This is a genomic window from Streptomyces sp. NPDC047453 (assembly GCF_040643155.1).
In the GTDB taxonomy this organism is placed as follows: Bacteria; Actinomycetota; Actinomycetes; order Streptomycetales; family Streptomycetaceae; genus Streptomyces.
On sequence record NZ_JBEYTS010000038.1, the window covers coordinates 17,128 to 33,199 of the forward strand.

At 69.7% G+C, this 16,072-nt stretch carries 14 protein-coding genes and 2 pseudogenes; 6 read left to right on the plus strand and 10 right to left on the minus strand.

From position 1 onward, the window contains the following. Window positions 1–108: 108 nt before the first annotated feature. Complete coding sequence (locus ABZ818_RS27485; RefSeq protein ID WP_361419997.1) at window positions 109–2,073, minus strand: FAD-dependent oxidoreductase; 1,965 nt, start codon at window positions 2,071–2,073, stop codon at window positions 109–111. Window positions 2,074–2,092: 19 nt separating this feature from the next. Continuing rightward, entirely contained in the window at window positions 2,093–2,671 is a 579-nt protein-coding gene (locus ABZ818_RS27490) for a TetR/AcrR family transcriptional regulator (protein WP_361420000.1), read from the minus strand. A 328-nt stretch (window positions 2,672–2,999) separates the two neighbouring features. On the opposite strand from ABZ818_RS27490, the gene ABZ818_RS27495 reads away from it, so the two are divergent. Together ABZ818_RS27495 and ABZ818_RS27500 are read left to right on the plus strand one after the other, a co-directional pair. Then, window positions 3,000–3,197 carry a hypothetical protein gene (locus ABZ818_RS27495; RefSeq protein WP_361420003.1) on the plus strand — a complete coding sequence of 66 codons (198 nt, stop codon included), beginning with the start codon at window positions 3,000–3,002 and terminating at the stop codon, window positions 3,195–3,197. Window positions 3,198–3,537: 340 nt separating this feature from the next. Then, window positions 3,538–4,080: a DUF3995 domain-containing protein gene (locus ABZ818_RS27500; RefSeq protein WP_361420006.1), complete on the plus strand. Its 543-nt coding sequence runs from the start codon at window positions 3,538–3,540 to the stop codon at window positions 4,078–4,080. Between the two features lie 129 nt (window positions 4,081–4,209). Here the strand turns inward: ABZ818_RS27500 and ABZ818_RS27505 are convergent. Together ABZ818_RS27505 and ABZ818_RS27510 are read right to left on the minus strand one after the other, a co-directional pair. Continuing rightward, window positions 4,210–4,317: pseudogene (locus ABZ818_RS27505) on the minus strand (arsenic resistance protein); the annotation flags it as partial. A 403-nt stretch (window positions 4,318–4,720) separates the two neighbouring features. Further along, window positions 4,721–6,679 (minus strand): hypothetical protein, encoded by a 1,959-nt coding sequence (locus ABZ818_RS27510; protein ID WP_361420009.1) that lies wholly within the window; start codon window positions 6,677–6,679, stop codon window positions 4,721–4,723. 768 nt (window positions 6,680–7,447) lie between these two features. Here ABZ818_RS27510 and ABZ818_RS27515 point away from each other — a divergent pair. Continuing rightward, window positions 7,448–7,654 (plus strand): hypothetical protein, encoded by a 207-nt coding sequence (locus ABZ818_RS27515; protein WP_361420012.1) that lies wholly within the window; start codon window positions 7,448–7,450, stop codon window positions 7,652–7,654. Here ABZ818_RS27515 and ABZ818_RS27520 read toward each other — a convergent pair. Beyond that, window positions 7,629–8,558 carry an NAD-dependent epimerase/dehydratase family protein gene (locus tag ABZ818_RS27520; protein WP_361420015.1) on the minus strand — a complete coding sequence of 310 codons (930 nt, stop codon included), beginning with the start codon at window positions 8,556–8,558 and terminating at the stop codon, window positions 7,629–7,631. The two genes, ABZ818_RS27515 and ABZ818_RS27520, sit on opposite strands and share 26 nt — an antisense overlap. 141 nt (window positions 8,559–8,699) lie before the next feature. Here ABZ818_RS27520 and ABZ818_RS27525 point away from each other — a divergent pair, with 141 nt between their 5' ends. Continuing rightward, window positions 8,700–9,437, plus strand: a complete 738-nt coding sequence (locus ABZ818_RS27525; protein WP_361420017.1) for a TetR/AcrR family transcriptional regulator — start codon at window positions 8,700–8,702, stop codon at window positions 9,435–9,437. A gap of 744 nt (window positions 9,438–10,181) precedes the next feature. Here the strand turns inward: ABZ818_RS27525 and ABZ818_RS27530 are convergent. Both ABZ818_RS27530 and ABZ818_RS27535 read right to left on the minus strand, forming a co-directional pair. Then, window positions 10,182–10,442 (minus strand): hypothetical protein, encoded by a 261-nt coding sequence (locus ABZ818_RS27530; protein WP_361420020.1) that lies wholly within the window; start codon window positions 10,440–10,442, stop codon window positions 10,182–10,184. An 892-nt stretch (window positions 10,443–11,334) separates the two neighbouring features. Next, window positions 11,335–11,943 carry a helix-turn-helix transcriptional regulator gene (locus ABZ818_RS27535; protein ID WP_361420023.1) on the minus strand — a complete coding sequence of 203 codons (609 nt, stop codon included), beginning with the start codon at window positions 11,941–11,943 and terminating at the stop codon, window positions 11,335–11,337. Between the two features lie 143 nt (window positions 11,944–12,086). Here ABZ818_RS27535 and ABZ818_RS27540 point away from each other — a divergent pair, with 143 nt between their 5' ends. Further along, the gene (locus ABZ818_RS27540; RefSeq protein WP_361420026.1) at window positions 12,087–13,076 is read left to right on the plus strand and encodes an alpha/beta hydrolase; all 990 of its coding nucleotides are present in this window, start codon (window positions 12,087–12,089) and stop codon (window positions 13,074–13,076) included. A 331-nt stretch (window positions 13,077–13,407) separates the two neighbouring features. Here ABZ818_RS27540 and ABZ818_RS27545 read toward each other — a convergent pair whose 3' ends face one another. Then, window positions 13,408–14,043, minus strand: coding sequence for a haloalkane dehalogenase (locus ABZ818_RS27545; RefSeq protein ID WP_361420118.1), 636 nt, complete (start codon window positions 14,041–14,043; stop codon window positions 13,408–13,410). Window positions 14,044–14,527: 484 nt separating this feature from the next. Between ABZ818_RS27545 and ABZ818_RS27550 the strand changes: the two genes are divergently transcribed. Then, window positions 14,528–14,731: a hypothetical protein gene (locus tag ABZ818_RS27550; protein ID WP_361420029.1), complete on the plus strand. Its 204-nt coding sequence runs from the start codon at window positions 14,528–14,530 to the stop codon at window positions 14,729–14,731. Between the two features lie 78 nt (window positions 14,732–14,809). Here the strand turns inward: ABZ818_RS27550 and ABZ818_RS27555 are convergent, their stop codons facing one another. Both ABZ818_RS27555 and ABZ818_RS27560 read right to left on the minus strand, forming a co-directional pair. After that, window positions 14,810–15,382 carry a dihydrofolate reductase family protein gene (locus ABZ818_RS27555; protein WP_361420032.1) on the minus strand — a complete coding sequence of 191 codons (573 nt, stop codon included), beginning with the start codon at window positions 15,380–15,382 and terminating at the stop codon, window positions 14,810–14,812. Window positions 15,383–15,580: 198 nt separating this feature from the next. Next, window positions 15,581–15,819: pseudogene (locus ABZ818_RS27560) on the minus strand (MFS transporter); the annotation flags it as partial. Between the last annotated feature and the right edge of the window lie 253 nt (window positions 15,820–16,072).

Genomic DNA, 16,072 nt, shown 5'->3' on the forward strand with positions numbered 1-16,072 from the left:
CGGGACAACGACCACCAGGTGACGTTCTCCGAACGCCTGGATCCCCGCTACCGCAGCCTTCAAACGGCGCGGTAGGCGGGAATCGCCCTGTTCACGGGGACGACGGCGTCAGAGTTCGGCCGCCGCTGTCAGGCCCTCCAGCACCGCTTCCTCCACGGTGCGGGGGGTGACGCAGTCCCCGGCGGTAAAGACACGGTCGGCCGGGACGCCGAGGGCGACGGGGTCGAGGTCGTTGACCGGGTCGTGACCCTGTGCGAGGACGGTGCCCGCCACCCCTTCGAGCAGCACCGGCTCCTCGGTGAGGGTGTGCTGGAGATACACGGTGTCGCTGTCGGCGCCGTAGAGCCGCACGTTGGGCACGATCTCGATCCGTGCCCGTGCCGCCTGAGCCAACATGGCGGCACGTACGTACTGCTGCAGGTGCTCGCCGGCCGCGAAGCCCGTGACGCACAGCGTCACCTTCCTTCGTTGGCTTGCGAGTTGGAGAGCGACTCCCAGGCCGATCCAGTCGCCGCGCCAGTCCGCCACCACGATCCGTCCGCGCGGCACCTCGCCGCCACGGATCACCGACCACGCATCGAACACCACGGGATCGTCGATCAGCTCCAGCCGTGGGCGGCGGGGGCGCGCGCCGGTCGCGAGCACCACGGCGTCCGGCGCCGCGGCGGCAAGGGCTGGGCCGTCCATCCGTGAGCCCACGAGGATGCGGGCTCCCGCACGTCGAGCCTCGCCCTCGAGATTGGTGACCGCGCCGCCGAACTCGGCGCGGCCGGGCAGCAGTTGCGCGAGAAGCACCTGGCCGCCGACGCGTCGTCCCGCCTCGTGCAGTTCCACCTCGTGGCCCCGCGCTGCGGCCACGGCCGCGGCCTTCAGGCCGGCGGGTCCGCCGCCGACCACCAGCACCTTCTTGCGCCGTGTGATCGTCGGCAGTACTCCGAAGCGACGCTCCCGGCCGGTCTCCGGGTGCTGGATGCAGGAGATCGGGTAGCCGAGCTGGAAGTGGCCGATGCAGGCCTGGTTGCAGCCGATGCAGGCGCGGATCTCCTCGGCGCGGTCGTCCGCGGCCTTGGCCGGCAGGTCCGGATCGCAGATCAGGGCCCTGGTCATCGCGCACACGTCCGCCTGACCGCCTGCGACGATCTGCTCTGCTTCCTGAGGCTGGTTGATCCGCCCGGCCACCATCACGGGAACGCCGACGACGGCGCGCACCTTGGCGGCGAGTGGCGCGGTGTAGCCGGCGGGCTGGAACATGGGCGGGGCGATGTGCTGGGCCCCGGACAAGCTGGACGAGCTACCCGCACACACCGAGACATAGTCGACGAGTCCCTCGGCGTCGAGCTCGGCGACGGACTGAAGCACCAGCTCGCTGCTGAGGCCGTCATGGCTCAGCTCGTCGCCGGAAATGCGCAGGCCGACCACGAAGCCGTCTCCTGCTTCCTTCCGGGCGCTGCGCAGCGCCGCGCGCAGGAACCGTATACGACCCTGCCGGTCGCCGCCCCAGCCGTCGTTGCGGACGTTCACCTCAGGGTTGAGGAACTGCGCCGGCAGGTAGCCGTGACTGGCGACGATCTCTACGCCGTCGAGCCCGGCCTGGCGCAACCGGCGGGCTGCCTGGCCGTAACCGTCGAGGACTTCGCGGATCTCGGCCTCGGTCATGGCGCGCGGCATGACGTGAAAACGCTCGCTCGGCGTTGCGGAGGGCGCCCAGGCGACCGGTGCGCTGCCGTCCTTGGACTCCAGGATCTCCCGGCCGGGATGGAAGAGCTGGCCGAAGACTTTCGCTCCGTGCCGGTGCACCGCCTGCGCGAGCCTGGCATAGCCGGGGACACAGTCGTCGTCGGTGGCCATGAGCACGTGGGTGGTGTAGCGGGCAGACTCGTGCACGCCCGAGACCTGGAGCACGATCAGACCCACACCGCCTTTCGCGCGGGCTTCGTGGTAGGCGATCAGTTCCTCGGTGACCTCGCCGTCCCTGACCAGGACCGTGTCGTGGCCCGAGGACAGGATCCGGTTGCGTACTGTCAACTTGCCTATCTGCAGCGGGCTGAACAGGTGCGGGAACCGCACTCCCATGGAATGTCCTCTCCGAAGCCTAGGCGCATACGCCGAGCAGGACGCGCGCGGTGCCGAGCATCATCTCGGCGTAACGTTCGGCGCTGAGCCCGGATCCGGACGCCACTGCCATTTCGCAGCCGTCGACCAGAGCCACCAGCGACCCGATGGCGAGGTCGGCCGGGACGGCGGGGTCGAACTCCTTGTTCCGCAGGCCTTGGTGGACGATCTCGCCAATCAGCGCCTGCCACTCGGCATGGACCCGGTGCACGCCCTCGCGCAGTTCCTCGCGGCGGGAGGCGCTCGCGCAGAACTCGGTCCAGGTGGCGCAGCGCCGGTTCAGTGTGGGATCGGTGGTGAGTGCCGTGACGAGCAGTTCGAAGCGGCGCCAGGCACTGATCGCGTCCGCGGCGGCCGCCCGCCAGCGTTCGATCAGATCGTCGATCGACCAGGCGAAGGCCTCACGGAAGAGGGTGTCACGGGTCTCGAAGTAGTGCTGCAGCGCGCCGATGGACACACCGGAGGTCGTGGCGACGTCGCGCAACCGGCCTGCGTCAAAGCCCCGTTCAGCCAGTACCTCGGCGGCCGCGCGCAGGATGCGCTCCCTCTGCTCGTCCATTGCTGCTCCCGTTGCTCAAGCTCTCGTCGTCCCGCCTTGGGCATTCATTAATAACGTATTATTGCCCTTCTGAACAGACAACGTGGCTTGGCCGGCCAAGACGGCCCCGACCGGCTTCTCGCTGAGATCGGGGCAGGGCGGGGGCGGTGTTGAATATGGCCCCATGAGCGAGAGCGGGCGTGCGGCGAGCCGGACGGCGGTGCTGGTCTGCCAAGGGCGCGGCCGCGGATGGGAGGGCTGCCACAGGCCAGTTCGCGGATCCGGTGGCGGTGGAGCTGCTGCGCCTCGTCGGCTGCGCCGCCTGACCACCTCCGCCTTCGGCACCCTCATGAGCCTGGAACCCTCCATCGCCATGCTCATCGGCGTCCTCGTGCTCGACCAGAAACCCGGCCTGGCACCGGCAGTCGGCATCGCCTTCGTGGTCGTCGCCGGCATCGGCGCCACCCTCACGGGCGCCCGCCCGACGGCGACACCGGCGACCACCACGCTGCCCGGGGCACAGGCCTGCATCCGGGAAGCGTCCTGAGCAAACCCAGGCTCGGCACGCGTCGGCCGGCCGACCGACCGGGCCGACAAGACAGTGGCGGGGCCTTCAGCCCAAGCTCCTGACTTGTTCCATCGAGCCCAGACGCGCGGTCTGCAGCCGTAGCGTCCAGGGTGCCGGTCGGCACGGGCCCGCAGTGTTCCTTGCCGCCCCGCGCGGGCCGGCTCACTGATAGCGTGCCGCCGCCGGCCGGCACCCGCGCGGTGTGGCTCGACAGAGGCATGAAGGTGACACGGTGACTTCAAGTCAGGATGCCCACCGCACTCTCCTCCCTGTCTCAGCAAGTGCGATGAACCCACCAGAAACACCTGAGGGGTCAACAGTGTCCGAAGCCCGTGACCAGCACCTGGAGAATGTTCCGACAGCTCGGGAAACCGGCGGACGGCAGAGGGCCTGGGCCGGACACACCGCCGCGGTACTGGCCTTCGTCTTCGGCCTGTTCAGTTTCTACTGGGCGGCCGGAGGCACCTTCGGCCTCGACACCCTCGGCGGCACGATCCAGCGGATGGCCGGACGACGGGACCCCGGATTCATCGCCGTCGTCTGGATCACCGGCGCACTCAAAATCGCGGGCGCCCTCTTCTCGCTGTCGCTCGTCCGGCCGTGGGGCCGCGTCGTCCCCCGCCCACTGATGCTCACCGCGGGCTGGGGCGGAGCAGCACTGCTGACCGTCTACGGGGCCCTGCAGGTCGGCAGCCTGCTCCTCGTGGCGCTCGGCGCGCTCACCCCGTCCAACCCCGTCGAGTGGAAGCCTCTGCTGTGGCGCCTGTTCGTCTGGGACATGTCGTTCCTGGTCTGGGGAATCCTGCTCTGCCTCGCCACCCGGACCTATGCGATGAACCATCCGCAGCGCCCGGGCACGTAAGACATCGGTGGCAGGTCTTCGGGGCGTTCGGGTGTTCCGGCTGCGGTGCGACCGCTCAGCTCCACAAAAGTTCTCGGACAGGGCGTGGACACCGTGCGCTGCGATGCGGTCACTTTCTGCGATGCACGCGAGCACCGGGGTGGCTGCCAGCAGGCGGCGGCTGGAGCCGCCGACCAGCCCGCTGAAGACGATCACGTAGTCCACGCACGGGCACAGCAGGACCAGAAGCATCCCCACCCAGCCTGCGCTGTTCTGTCATGAGGTGACGGTGCCGGGCGGCGCGGCGGTGGGCGGATGCGGTCGGCTGCCTCCGGGTGGTGGCGGCGTGCTGCCGGGCTTGGTCGTGGCGCGGGCGGCGCGCTGGTGGAGGAGCGCGGCCCGCCCCCTGGGGAGACGTTCCGCAAGACCGGTTTTGACCAGGCCATATCCGCCGCTCTCTCCCCGCGGCGGAGACCGCGGCTATCCACGATCCCAGCAAGGTCCTCGAAGCGGCGCGGCAGGCGCCCAACCTCGCACCGCACGGCCTTGCGCTCGCTAAGGGCATCATTCATAGGTGAGTTGAAGGTCGGCCATCACCACCTCTGAGTCGACCAGGGCCCGGATCGGCAGACGCGGGCCGGTGGGACCGGCCCGCGTCGGGTCAGCGCACGGTGACGGGCTTCGTGGTGGCCGTGCCGTTGGTCCAGCCGTTGCGGTGGACAGTGATCGTGACCGTGATCTTCTGGCCACGGTCGGCCTTCACCAGGACGTAGGTGGACTTGGTCGCGCCGCTGATGGACTTGCCGTTGCGCCTCCACTGGTATGTGTAGGAAGTGGCGGACGGCGACCAAGTGCCACGGGCAGCCGTCAGCTTGTAGCCGACCTTGACGGAACCGGAGATCGACGGCGCGGTGGTGGCCTGGAGGGCGGGGCCGACCGCGACCTTCAGCGCAGGTGAGGTGGAAGCAACGGAGCCCGCGCCGTTGCTGACCGTGACCCGGCAGGACACCTTGTGGGCGTAGTCCGCAGAGGTGAGGGCGCGGGTCTTGGCGGTGGCGCCGGAGATGACCACGCCGTCGCGCAGCCAGGACCAGGTGGCCTTGGTGTTGGTGCCGTTCCAGGCGGCGGAGCAGGTGAGGGTGGAGCCGGTTCGAACCGTTCCGCTCATCGCCGCGTTGGTGGTGATCTGTGGCTTGGTCAGCAGGGTCTGCGACTGGGACCACACCTGGGAGTTGTAGCCGCCGCTGCCGGTGTACTCGGCCTTGCGCCACAGCACCGTGGCCCGGCCGTCCGGTCCGGCAGCCACCTCGCCGGCCAGGGCGTAGGTGTTGGGGACGGCGGCGACGGGCGTGCTGTTCAGGGCGGTGGCCTTGCTCCAGGTACCGTCGGCGCGCACCGCCCACTCAAGGTAGTTGTCGTCGCCGTTGTCGATACTCCGCACCTGTGGCCACACGACCTGCACGGTTCCGTCAGCGCCGATGGAGGCATCCACCTGCCCATTGACGTAGCCGGTGGACAACGTCTTCGGCGCAGACCAGGTACCGGTGCTCGCGGTGCGGGTCACGGTCTGCACAACGGGGGTACCGGCGGTGCGGCTCCAGCCCGCCCACACATAGGTGACGTCACCATTGGGCGCGGCCAGCGGTTCGCTGCCGTCGCTGAAGTCGATGGCGGAAACTGCGGTCTGAGCGGCACCCCAACTGCCCGAAGGAGCGGTACGGATGGCGGATTTGAGGTCGTCAGCACCGTTGCGCCACAGCACGGTGGTGGCATTCTTGGCGTCCATCGCCACCTGTACGTTGCTGGACGTGGCGTCGGTGCCGGGCAGCACGGAGGTGCCGCTCCAACTCGTCTGGGCCGAGGCGCGGGTGGCAGTGGAGACCGTGTGCTCGTCGGTGAAGCGGTTGAGTTCATCCCAGACCGCGGTGGCGGCGCCGCCGGGGGCCACCGCGAGGTCGAGGCTCCAGATGGGTCCGGTGGCGGTGAAGCCCAGCGTCCGGGGTGCGGACCACGCCCCGTCGCCGGGGGCAAGGGTGGCGGTCCTCACGTCGTAGTTCCGGTACCCATCGCCCTGGTCCCATACGGCGGTGAAGGTGCCGTCAGCCGCCGCGGCCAGGCGGGGCGCGGACATGTCCAGGCCGTTCCAGGCGGCGAGCGTGGCCGGGGCGGACCAGGCTGCCGTCGCCGGGTTCCAGCCGGCGGCCAGGGCGACCAGCGAGCCGTCCGCTCCACTGCCGTCCAGCCAGCTCACCACGGCCCGCCCGTCGGCACTCACGGCAAGGACGGCCGCGGCGTTCTTGTCACGCCCGGTCGCCAAGGTGTGCGGCGCACTCCAGGTCGCGCTGCCGGCAGGCCGGACGACGGTCCGGAAGTCCCAACCGGTGGCCCGGGCGGCCTTGTCCCGCCACAACGCGAACGCGGTGCCGTCACCGGCCTCCTGGACATCGATGAGAGTCTGCTGGCCGTCCGCTCCGGTCAGGGCGACGGCGGTGCTCCATGGCCCCGCCGATGCCGTGTACCCGGCGGCGGTCGAGGGAAGGGTGGTGCCCAACGAGACCGCGGCAACGGTGGCGGCGATCGCCACCGTGGCAGTCTTCGGTCTGCGTTTCTTCAGTGCCATTACGGCTCCTGTCTCAGGCGAGCGCGTCTTGCGCCCGGCATGCTCGCGCACATCGGAGCGAGGGGGGCGCAGCACCGGCGGAAGGCAAAAGGCGTAGATGCCCTCATGCGGATCACGACGCCGCCGCTCCCGCGCCGTGGTCATGATGACAGGACGGAGTAACGGACCATGCTGCCGGGTGCCGGCAATCTTGTGCGGACCAAGCTGCGCGCTCCGCTCAGCGCACCACCGCCGTGGTGACCGGTCCCGCGAACCCGCCGCGGGAGCGCCCGGCGACCGGACCCACGCCGACTTCGCCGCCCTCGGGGACATCGGCGTGCCCCCTTTTTCGTGGTCGGTGGTGTGGTCGGCGTCGTTGGCTGGTCCGGCTCGTAAGTGCGGCGCCTGGCAGGAGTGCGCCGCACCGTATGGGAGGGGTGGGACGGGCGATGACGGACGTGGACGCGGGCGGCGGTGACCTGTTCCTCGGGGAGTTCCAGGAGCTGGAACACGGACGCCCTGACGGGCCTGCACTCCGTGAATCCGTCCGTGACCAAGCTTCCCCGGACGAGGAGAAACTCGTGCGCTGCCTCCGTTCAGGATCGGCGCTTGCACTCACCGGTGCACGGGTCTACGACGTGCTGAGCAGCGGCAGGGAGCTCATCGGCGCGTTGGAGTTGCGTGCCGATGGCGAGTGGTTCCGGTACTCAGACCTCGTCCACTACGTCGAGCGCTACCACGTCTCGCCAGACGAGGCGTTCGTCGACCACGCACGCGCACAGGAGCTCGATGCTGAGCCCGCTCCCGCCGGGCCCCGACACCGGAGCCGGCACGCCGACGTGGCTGGCCACGTCGGCGGACGTCGAGGGCGTCACCGGCCGGTTCCTCGTCAAGCGCCGGGAAGTCGAGACCGCGCCGCACACCACCGACGTCGAACGCTGCGACCGGCTCTGGAACGAGAGCGCGCGCCTCACCGGTCTTCCCCGGAGCATGTAGCGATGGTCTCCTCCAGCGAGACATCGAGCGGGGCGGGCTCTATTCCGAAGGCCTCGGTCGCGGCGGAGGAATCCACCACGAACGGCTTGCGGAACTGGTACTGGGTCTCGCGGAGTTCGCGAATGACCGGATTGCCCAGTCCGCCGAGCCAGAGCACTGCCGCGGGCATGGTGGACAACCGCGGCGGGGGCGCGTCGGCCAGTGCACAGGCGCGGGTGATGATGTCGCGGATGGAGACCGGCGCGGCGGTCGGCGCGTGCCAGGCGCGACCCCACGCGTTTTCGTCCGCCGCGACGGCGACCAGTGTGCGCGCCACGTCGCCGACGTAGGTCCAACTGTGCGGCGCGTCCAAGGCCGCGGGCACACTCACGCGCACTCCCGCCAGCGCCTTGGGCAGGACAGCCATGGTGAGCAGCGACTGGGTACCGGCCCCGAGGTAGTCCGAGGAACGGACCTCCGTGGTGCGGACGTGGCCGGCTTCGTACGCGGCGAGCGCGTCGGCCCACATCTGAGCCCGGACACGGCCCTTCGCGCCGGTCGCCAACAGCGGGTGCCGCTCGGTCATGGCGCCGGTCACCGGACCGTAGCCGTAGAGGTTGCCCGCGCTCACCAGCACAGCGCCGCTGGTACGGGCGGCTTCGAGGAAGGCCGCCGCCAGCGGCGGCCACTCGACGGGCCACCGGTGGTAGGGCGGGCCGGCACAGTTGTAGAGCACGGTCGCGCCCGCACAGAGCCGGCCGAGCGCCGAGGCGTCGGTCGCATCGGCGGCCACCCGCTCGACGGCCGGGTGGTCGGGGCCGGTACCGCGCCGCGTCACCACGCGGACCTGTTCCCCTTGGTCGGCGAGCAGGCGAGCGGTGGCTGACCCGACCGGCCCGGCACCGACGATGACGTGCAGAGACATGAGATGACCCCGGATGTGTGTATGGCGTTCTCTTGAGAGAACACTGTTCTCTCAATCTATTTGCACCACGGGCGGACCGCCTGTCAAGAACACTGTTCATTCTTCGGTCGACCGTTCTCCTCACCGTGCGAGAATGCAGTCATGTCGATGCCATCACTGCGGGCGCGGGTCCGTGCCGAGATTGCCGAGGAGATCCGCGCGATCGCCAAGCGGCACCTGGCCGCGGACGGCGCGAACCTGTCTCTGCGGGCCGTGGCGAGGGACGTCGGGCTGGTCCCCTCGGCGCTCTACCGTTACTTCCCGAACCGCGATGCGTTGCTGACCGCGCTGATCACGGACGCCTATGCGGCGCTCGCAGCGGCCGCGAAGGCCTCGGAAGCCGCCATACCTCGCCACGACCTGACGGCCCGGCTCCTGGCACTCGGCCACGGGGTGCGCTCGTGGGCCCTGGACCACCCTGCCGAATACGCCCTGATCTACGGCAGTCCGGTACCGAGCTACGAGGCTCCGCCGGAAACCACAGGGCCGGCATCAGAGGTCGTGATGGCCCTGATCGGCATTCTGTTCGACGCTGCCGGGCACGGGCTGCGCCCGGCAGCGCCCCGGCCGCTGCCCGCCGCGATCCGCGCGGAGTTGCGTCGGCGGCTGGACCAGAGCCCCATGCCGAAGCCCACGTGGACCGAACCGGCACCCGAGGTGGTCATCGCCACCGCTTTCACGCTGTGGACCCAGCTGTTCGGCCTGGTCAGCTTCGAGGTCTTCGGGCGGCTCGACGACTTGATCGAGGAACGGCGGGAGTACTTCGAGTACCAGATGCTGGTGATCGCCGACTTCGCCGGACTCGCTACGGTCGCCGCCCCCTCCCCCGGCGACGGGTAAGGGACATGGAACATGTGGTAGCAGTGCGGGCAACTCCTCCCGTCGTCGCGGTCATGGGCGGCTCCGGCAGGGAGGGCCGGAATGGCCGCCCCGCCGACGAGGACGCCCGACGCCCGCTCGTGACTCCTTGACGGTCCCGCCGCTCCCGACTCCCGCGAACGACCCAATGACTTCAGTAACGATGAGCCGGACTCCGTTCGGGTGACCGGTTGCGGGCGGTGGCGGCGGGAATGCGAAGCTGCCCGGTACTGCGGCCAGCTTCGCATTCCCGCCGCCAGTCAGGCGTTTGGCGTCACGGTGCACACCTGCGGAACACCCGGGGTACCGTGCGGTGCTCCGGTCACGATCAGCAGTGCCCCGTTGAGCACTCCGCTTATTGAGCAATCAGCTTGGCCAAGGTGAACCGGCCTTCGGTCGTCGCATGCTCCCGCAGGATCCGGGCGCGAACCTGCCGCTTCCCCCACGGCAGGGCGTGTGCGGCAGCGGCGCACGCCGTATCCGTGAACGAACTCGCTGGCCGTGCCCTCCTGTCGGCGTCGGGTCAACCGTGACCCACTTTGGCCGCGTGAGTTCGCCGTCAGTGGGCCGGAGTTCGACCGTCGCCGAGACCTCCACTCGGGAACGGACCGCAGAACGGGCCTGCCACTCAGACGTCTGCAGCTCGGCGCGGACGCGGACTTGCCTTCCCGGAGTTCTCGTGGGGAAAGACCCACGTTCCGAGCGCTTACGGGAGCGTCCCGCGCGTCACCTGCCGGAGCTGAACCAGCGGTGCAGGGCTTCGTGCACGCTGTCGGGCAGTGCACTGAGCTCCTCAATCGCCTCCCGGTCTCCTGGCCAGGGGGCGATCCCCGCCGCGGTCAGCGCCGCAAGGAGGTCCAGCCGCCGCAGGTCACGAGGATCGACGCGGCAAGCAGTGCGGGCTGCAGAAGTGGGCGGGGCCAGCAGGAAGTCATGCTCCGCGGCACGGTCCCACACTCGATCGGCTGACGCGGTGAAAGTCTGCATGATCTAACTCCGTTCTGTGTGCGCTTCCTTTTCACGGCCGCGCGGTCCCCGCGGGCCGAGTCCTGCGGCTTCCTTCTCTACGGGCCTTGACCTTCTGGCGCGGCGGGCAGATCGATTCGCCGACCGACGGCAGCCACCTCTTCGGCTCGTTGCAATGATCGGCACCAGGGACAGTCCGCTCCCGCGTGGTCCTCGCGTCGGCCGCCGTCCAGGAAGCAGGCGGCCACCGGCTCAGCGGGGCCGGATCCGAACTCGTCTCGCACCACAGGGTCATTGCGCATGCCAGACCAACCCCGTACAGCCGAACCCCGTTGCGGGCCACCATCACCCGCAGACCAGGCCGTAACCGCCAGGGCACTTCGTCCCAGCAGGGAATCGGATGTGTCTCGCCCAGCCTGTCGGTGACCAGCACGCATCGCATCCGTGCTACGGCACCCGGCGGCGCCGTCACAGCAGGGTGGCCGCCCACCCGCCAGCCGTGGAGCGAATTGCAGACCGCAACGTACGAGAACGCGTGGCGCGCCTGACGCGACATCGCCCGCACCGTCCAAGCCGCCGTTACCGAGTACGCGAAGGCGCTGATCGTGGACCGGCTCGCGGAGGCCGGGCTGGTCAAGCGGCGAGGACGGAGCCGAACGGATTCCACTCATGTGCTGGCAGCGGTGCCATGCCTCAATCGGGCTGAACTGGTAGCCGAGACGCTGCGCTGTGCTCTGGAGGAGCTCGCGCTGCAGGGCGAGACGTGGCTGGCCGCGCTCGTCCAACATGCTCGGCCGGCACTCCTTCCTGCTGCCCGAGATGCCCGGCAGCCTGCGCCCGCTGCGCGATACGGACGCCGCCGAGGCGTGAAGCCGCAGGCACCGTCGCGGGGGCCCGGACGCTGTGCTCCGCACTACCGGGCCCGGCCGAGGGCTGGAGGGGTTCGCGGTCGTAGGCGCTCTCCCTGCGGCCCGAACATGATCAGGTATTCGACCGGTCCGCCGGGTCCCGCGTTCGCGACTCCGTGGGCGGTGCGGGTGTCGAACTCGGCGACGTCCCCGGCGCTCAGGACGAGGTCCTGCTCGCCGAGCGCCAGCCACAGCCGCCCGTACAGGACGCACAGCCATTCGTACCCGTCGTGGGAGACCTGCCGCGGCCGCGCCGGCGGCGCGTCGACGGCGGGCAGGACGTGCTTGTGGGCGTGCAGGCCCCCCACGTACCGGGTCAGCGGCAACACCGCCTTGTCGTTGCCGGGACGCTGCGGCATCGGGGTGCGCGGTCCGGCCGCAGCAACGGGTGTGATGCCGGCCAGCTCATCCAGGGAGATCTCGTATGCCTTCGCGAGCGGCAGCAGCACCTCCAGGGTCGGCTTGCGCCGGCCGGTCTCGATCCGCGACAGCGTGCTCAGCGAGATGCCGGTCGCTCGGCTGACGTCGGTGAGTGTGGCGCCGCGCTGCTCGCGCGCGGTCCGCAGCCGGGGGCCCATGGCCGCCAGCGTGTCGGCTATGCCGTCGTCCGTCACCGTCGCCCCGCTCCCTCCGGCCGTGCCGCCTCCACCGCCCTGTCCTGCAAGTTTGCCAGGATGGCAAGGGTACTCGCGTCGGGCGGCCGCCGCGCCGCATGATCGGTGGGTAACCGCGGCCGCCCGTGAACCGAGGAGAAGCCATGCACCAGCCCGCCCCGTCCGCCGACCTGCGCCACCGCACCATCGAGGCACCCGCCGGGCGCCTGCACCTGGTCGAGCAGGGCACCGGACCGCTGGTCCTGCTCGTCCACGGCTTCCCCGAGTCCTGGTACTCCTGGCGCCGCCAGCTCCCGGCCCTCGCGGCGGCGGGGTACCGGGCCGTGGCGCTCGACGTGCGCGGCTACGGCCGCTCCTCCAAGCCGGCCGCGACGGACGCCTACCGGATGCTCGACCTAGTGGAGGACAACGTCGCCCTGGTGCGCGCCCTGGGCGAGGAGAGGGCGGTGGTCGTAGGGCACGACTGGGGCTCCAACATCGCAGCGGCCTCCGCCCTGCTCCACCCCGAGGTCTTCCGCGCCGTCGGACTGCTGAGCGTCCCCTACGCCCCGCCCGGCGGCCCCCGCCCCACCGACGTCTTCGCACAGATGGGCGGCGAGCAGGAGTTCTACGTCTCGTACTTCCAGGAGCCCGGCCGGGCCGAAGCGGAGATGGAGCCCGACGTCCGGGGCTGGCTCGCCGGCTTCTACGCGGCCCTGTCCGCCGACACCATGCCCGCCCAGGGCGAGCCCGACCCGCACTTTGTGGCCCGCGCCGGCGGCCGGCTGCGCGACCGCTTCCCCGACGGCAAACTGCCCGCCTGGCTGACCGAGGACGACCTCGACGTGTACGCCGGGGAGTTCGAGCGCACCGGCATGACCGGGGCCCTCAACCGCTACCGCAACATGGACCGCGACTGGGAGGACCTCGCCCAGTACGGCGGCGCCCCGATCAAGCAGCCGTCCCTGTTCATCGGCGGCGCCCTGGACGCCTCCACGACCTGGATGGCCGACGCGATCGACGCCTACCCAGCCACCCTCCCCGGCCTGGCCTCCACCCACATCCTGGACGGCTGCGGGCACTGGATCCAGCAGGAGCGCCCCGAGGAGGTCAACCGCCTGCTGACCGCCTGGCTCGCTTCCCTCCAGGGCTGAATCGCCGGACCCACGGCCGCCGCGCCGCCCTCCTGAATGGTCTGGGCGGCGCTACCAAGACGTTCTTCAAGGACTTCGCGCGCCGGACGGTCGGGCACACGATGGCCGACTCGATGGCCAGCGTCAGCCTGACTCTGGTGGCCGCCGACGGCCAGGACCGGTCGATCGGCGCCCTTTGCAGGCGCTGACGCTGAGCGTGGCCATGGGCAAGGTGAGTAGGGCCTGCATGGAATCAACCGCGGGCCATGTCCGCCTCGTGGATGGAGCAACTGCCGTTGACCGCAGGGCATCTGAGACACGGCGTCATGCCATCGTGACCTGCACGGCCCCGTCAGTCCAACGACCCCATCCAGTCGGCGACGGCCTGCCCGATCTCGTCCGGCGAGTCTTCCTGGACGAAATGGATCCCTGCCACTGTCACCTCGGTCCGCGCCGGCCAACTGCGGACGAAGTCGAGCAGCCAGTCGCTGGCGAGGATTGCACCTGGCTCGGCTTTCAGGAACAGCTTGGGTACATCGCTCGTAGCCAGCCAGTCCGCGTAGGCGGCCGCGATCGCAGCCACATCGGCAGGCTCGCCCTCGATGGGGATCTCCCGGGGCCACGTCAGTGTCGGCCGTCGCCCCTCCCCTGGCTCGGCGAACGGCCTTCGGTACGCCGTCATTTCCTCGGCTGAGAGGGTGCGCAGGACGGCCTGCGGCAGCACCTGCTCGACGAAGAGGTTGTCCCGCAGGACCATCGCCTCGCCGGCCTCGGAGCGCAGCGCGTGCAAGAGCGAGCGCTTTCCCATCGTGTCCCAGTGGTCCCAGGCCTGCGGCCGCACGATCGCCTCCATGTAGGCGATACCCTTCACCGCCTCGCGGTGGCGGTTGGCCCAGTCGAAGCCGAGGGCCGAGCCCCAGTCATGGACGACGAGCGTGACGCGCTCGTGCACGTCCAGAGCATCCAGCAAGGCGTCGAGTAGCGCCAGTGCTCGTCGAAGCGATACGAGCCGGGTCCGCTGTCGGGTAACTCGTCGGAATCACCCATGCCGATCAAGTCGGGGGCGATGCAGCGGCCCCGCGGCTGCAGATACGGCCGAGCGTCATGGCTGCCCACGCCATGGATCCTGGATACCGGGAATTACATACCAACTTTATTTTATGCTCACAAGTTGCATCGATTAGTGATGTTAATCGCGCTGCTGTTGGTAGCAGATGCGGCGTCCATTGCTGTCAGACGCGAATCTCGCGTCCTGGTAACGCCGCATCCTGTGTGGGTGGGGCGGACTGGCATCACCTGCTGGGCGGACAACGCATACCGCGGTTGCAGCCGCAGCCACAACCGCCGCTCGGGCCCCCCTCAGCCGCAGCGCGGCAGCACAAGCCGGCCGAGCAGCCCTCGCCTCATTACCAGGCTTCCGCACCGGCGACGCCCTCGCCTCCGCCGCGCTCACGACAGCCGCACCGGACCGCATGGCCATCCACGACCGACGAGCCCACAGCGGACTGCGCACTCTGGGCATCACCCTCAGCCACGCACCCGGCCACTGCACCCGCTACCTAGAAGCGATCGACCAGTTCCTGGCCGCCGTCCCAGACCCGATCCGCAACTGGACCGCACGAGACATGGAGACCCGCCTCCACATCGCGGGCATCTTCCTCTGGTCAGCGCGCTGATCCAACGCTCGCCAAACAGGTCCTTCCGGCAAGTGCCACGTCCGGCGACGCAACGGACGGCGAGGGCCGGAGCGTTGGTCAGCGGACGACGTCGAAGACGTTCTTCTGCAGACCGTTGGCGTAGACCTCGTGCTCGACGAGCTTCAGCTTCTGGGTGTCCTTGTCCGTGGTGCTGAAGAGACGCTTGCCCGCGCCGAGCAGGAGCGGGAAGACGAGCAGGTGGTAACGGTCGATCAGGCCGGCGTCCGAAAGGGCCTGGTTCAGGGAGGCGCTGCCATGGACGATGATCGGGCCGCCCTGGGTCTCCTTCACCGCGGCGACGTCGTCGAGCGAGCGCAGGATCGTCGTCTCGCCCCAGTTCGACACCAGGTTGTCCTCGGTCAGGGTGGTGGAGACGACGTACTTCGGCATCACCTTGTAGTCGGCGAAGTCCTCCATGTCTGGCCACACCGGGCTGAACGCCTCGTAACTGGTCCGGCCCATCAGCATCGCGGTGGCCTCCTTCTGCTCCCGACCCTTGATGTCGAATGCCTCGGGCAGGAACTCGATGTCCCTGAAGGTCCACCCGGCGTTCCGGTAACCGGGCTCGCCGCCCGGGGCCTCCACGACGCCGTCGAGCGAGATGAAAGCGGTGCTGATCAAAGTACGCATCTAAGTCCTCGGTGTCTCATGTCCGGTTATCAGCAGATTTGTTCGGTGCACGTTTTGACCACACTCGCGGCTGCCGCGCACCAACCATGATCTATGACTGTGGCTCACGGAGAAACTCATCGGTCGTCCTTCGGCCAACTTGCCCCAACCGGTGGCACGGGTTGCTGAGGGCTGGTCACTGGGCTGCGGTTGGGTTGCTCAGGTAGTCACGCCTGGACGCTGCCGGGGCAGTTCGGCGTGCCGCACCGCGTCGGAGGCCAAGGCGATGACCACGCCCAGGCTGGCGAAGATGCCGCAGCCGACGAACACCGGGGCGGCGCCCCAGGCTCCGATGGCAGCGCCGACCAGCGGGTAGCTGAGGGGGCGAGACCTACCATGGTGAGCATGACGACGGAGGTGACCCGGCCGGGATAGGCCGGGTCCGCCGTGGTCTGTATGAAGGCGCCCCGCCCTGCCCTGTCCTTTCCTGTGCAATTGCGATGCGCACCGATTGCGCAGGGCAGGACACGCAGCACAAGCAGCAGGGGGGTGGAGCCGCCAAGCCGGCCCACGCCCCCACCGGCCGAGCACCGCAGAAGGTACCGCGGCCCGAACCGGAGGGCACCGCTCCCCCGACCGCGGATCGTGCAGGGCAACATCCGAGCCAACGACGCCATCGACGGCGGAAGCGGGTGCCGGCAGCCTGTTCCG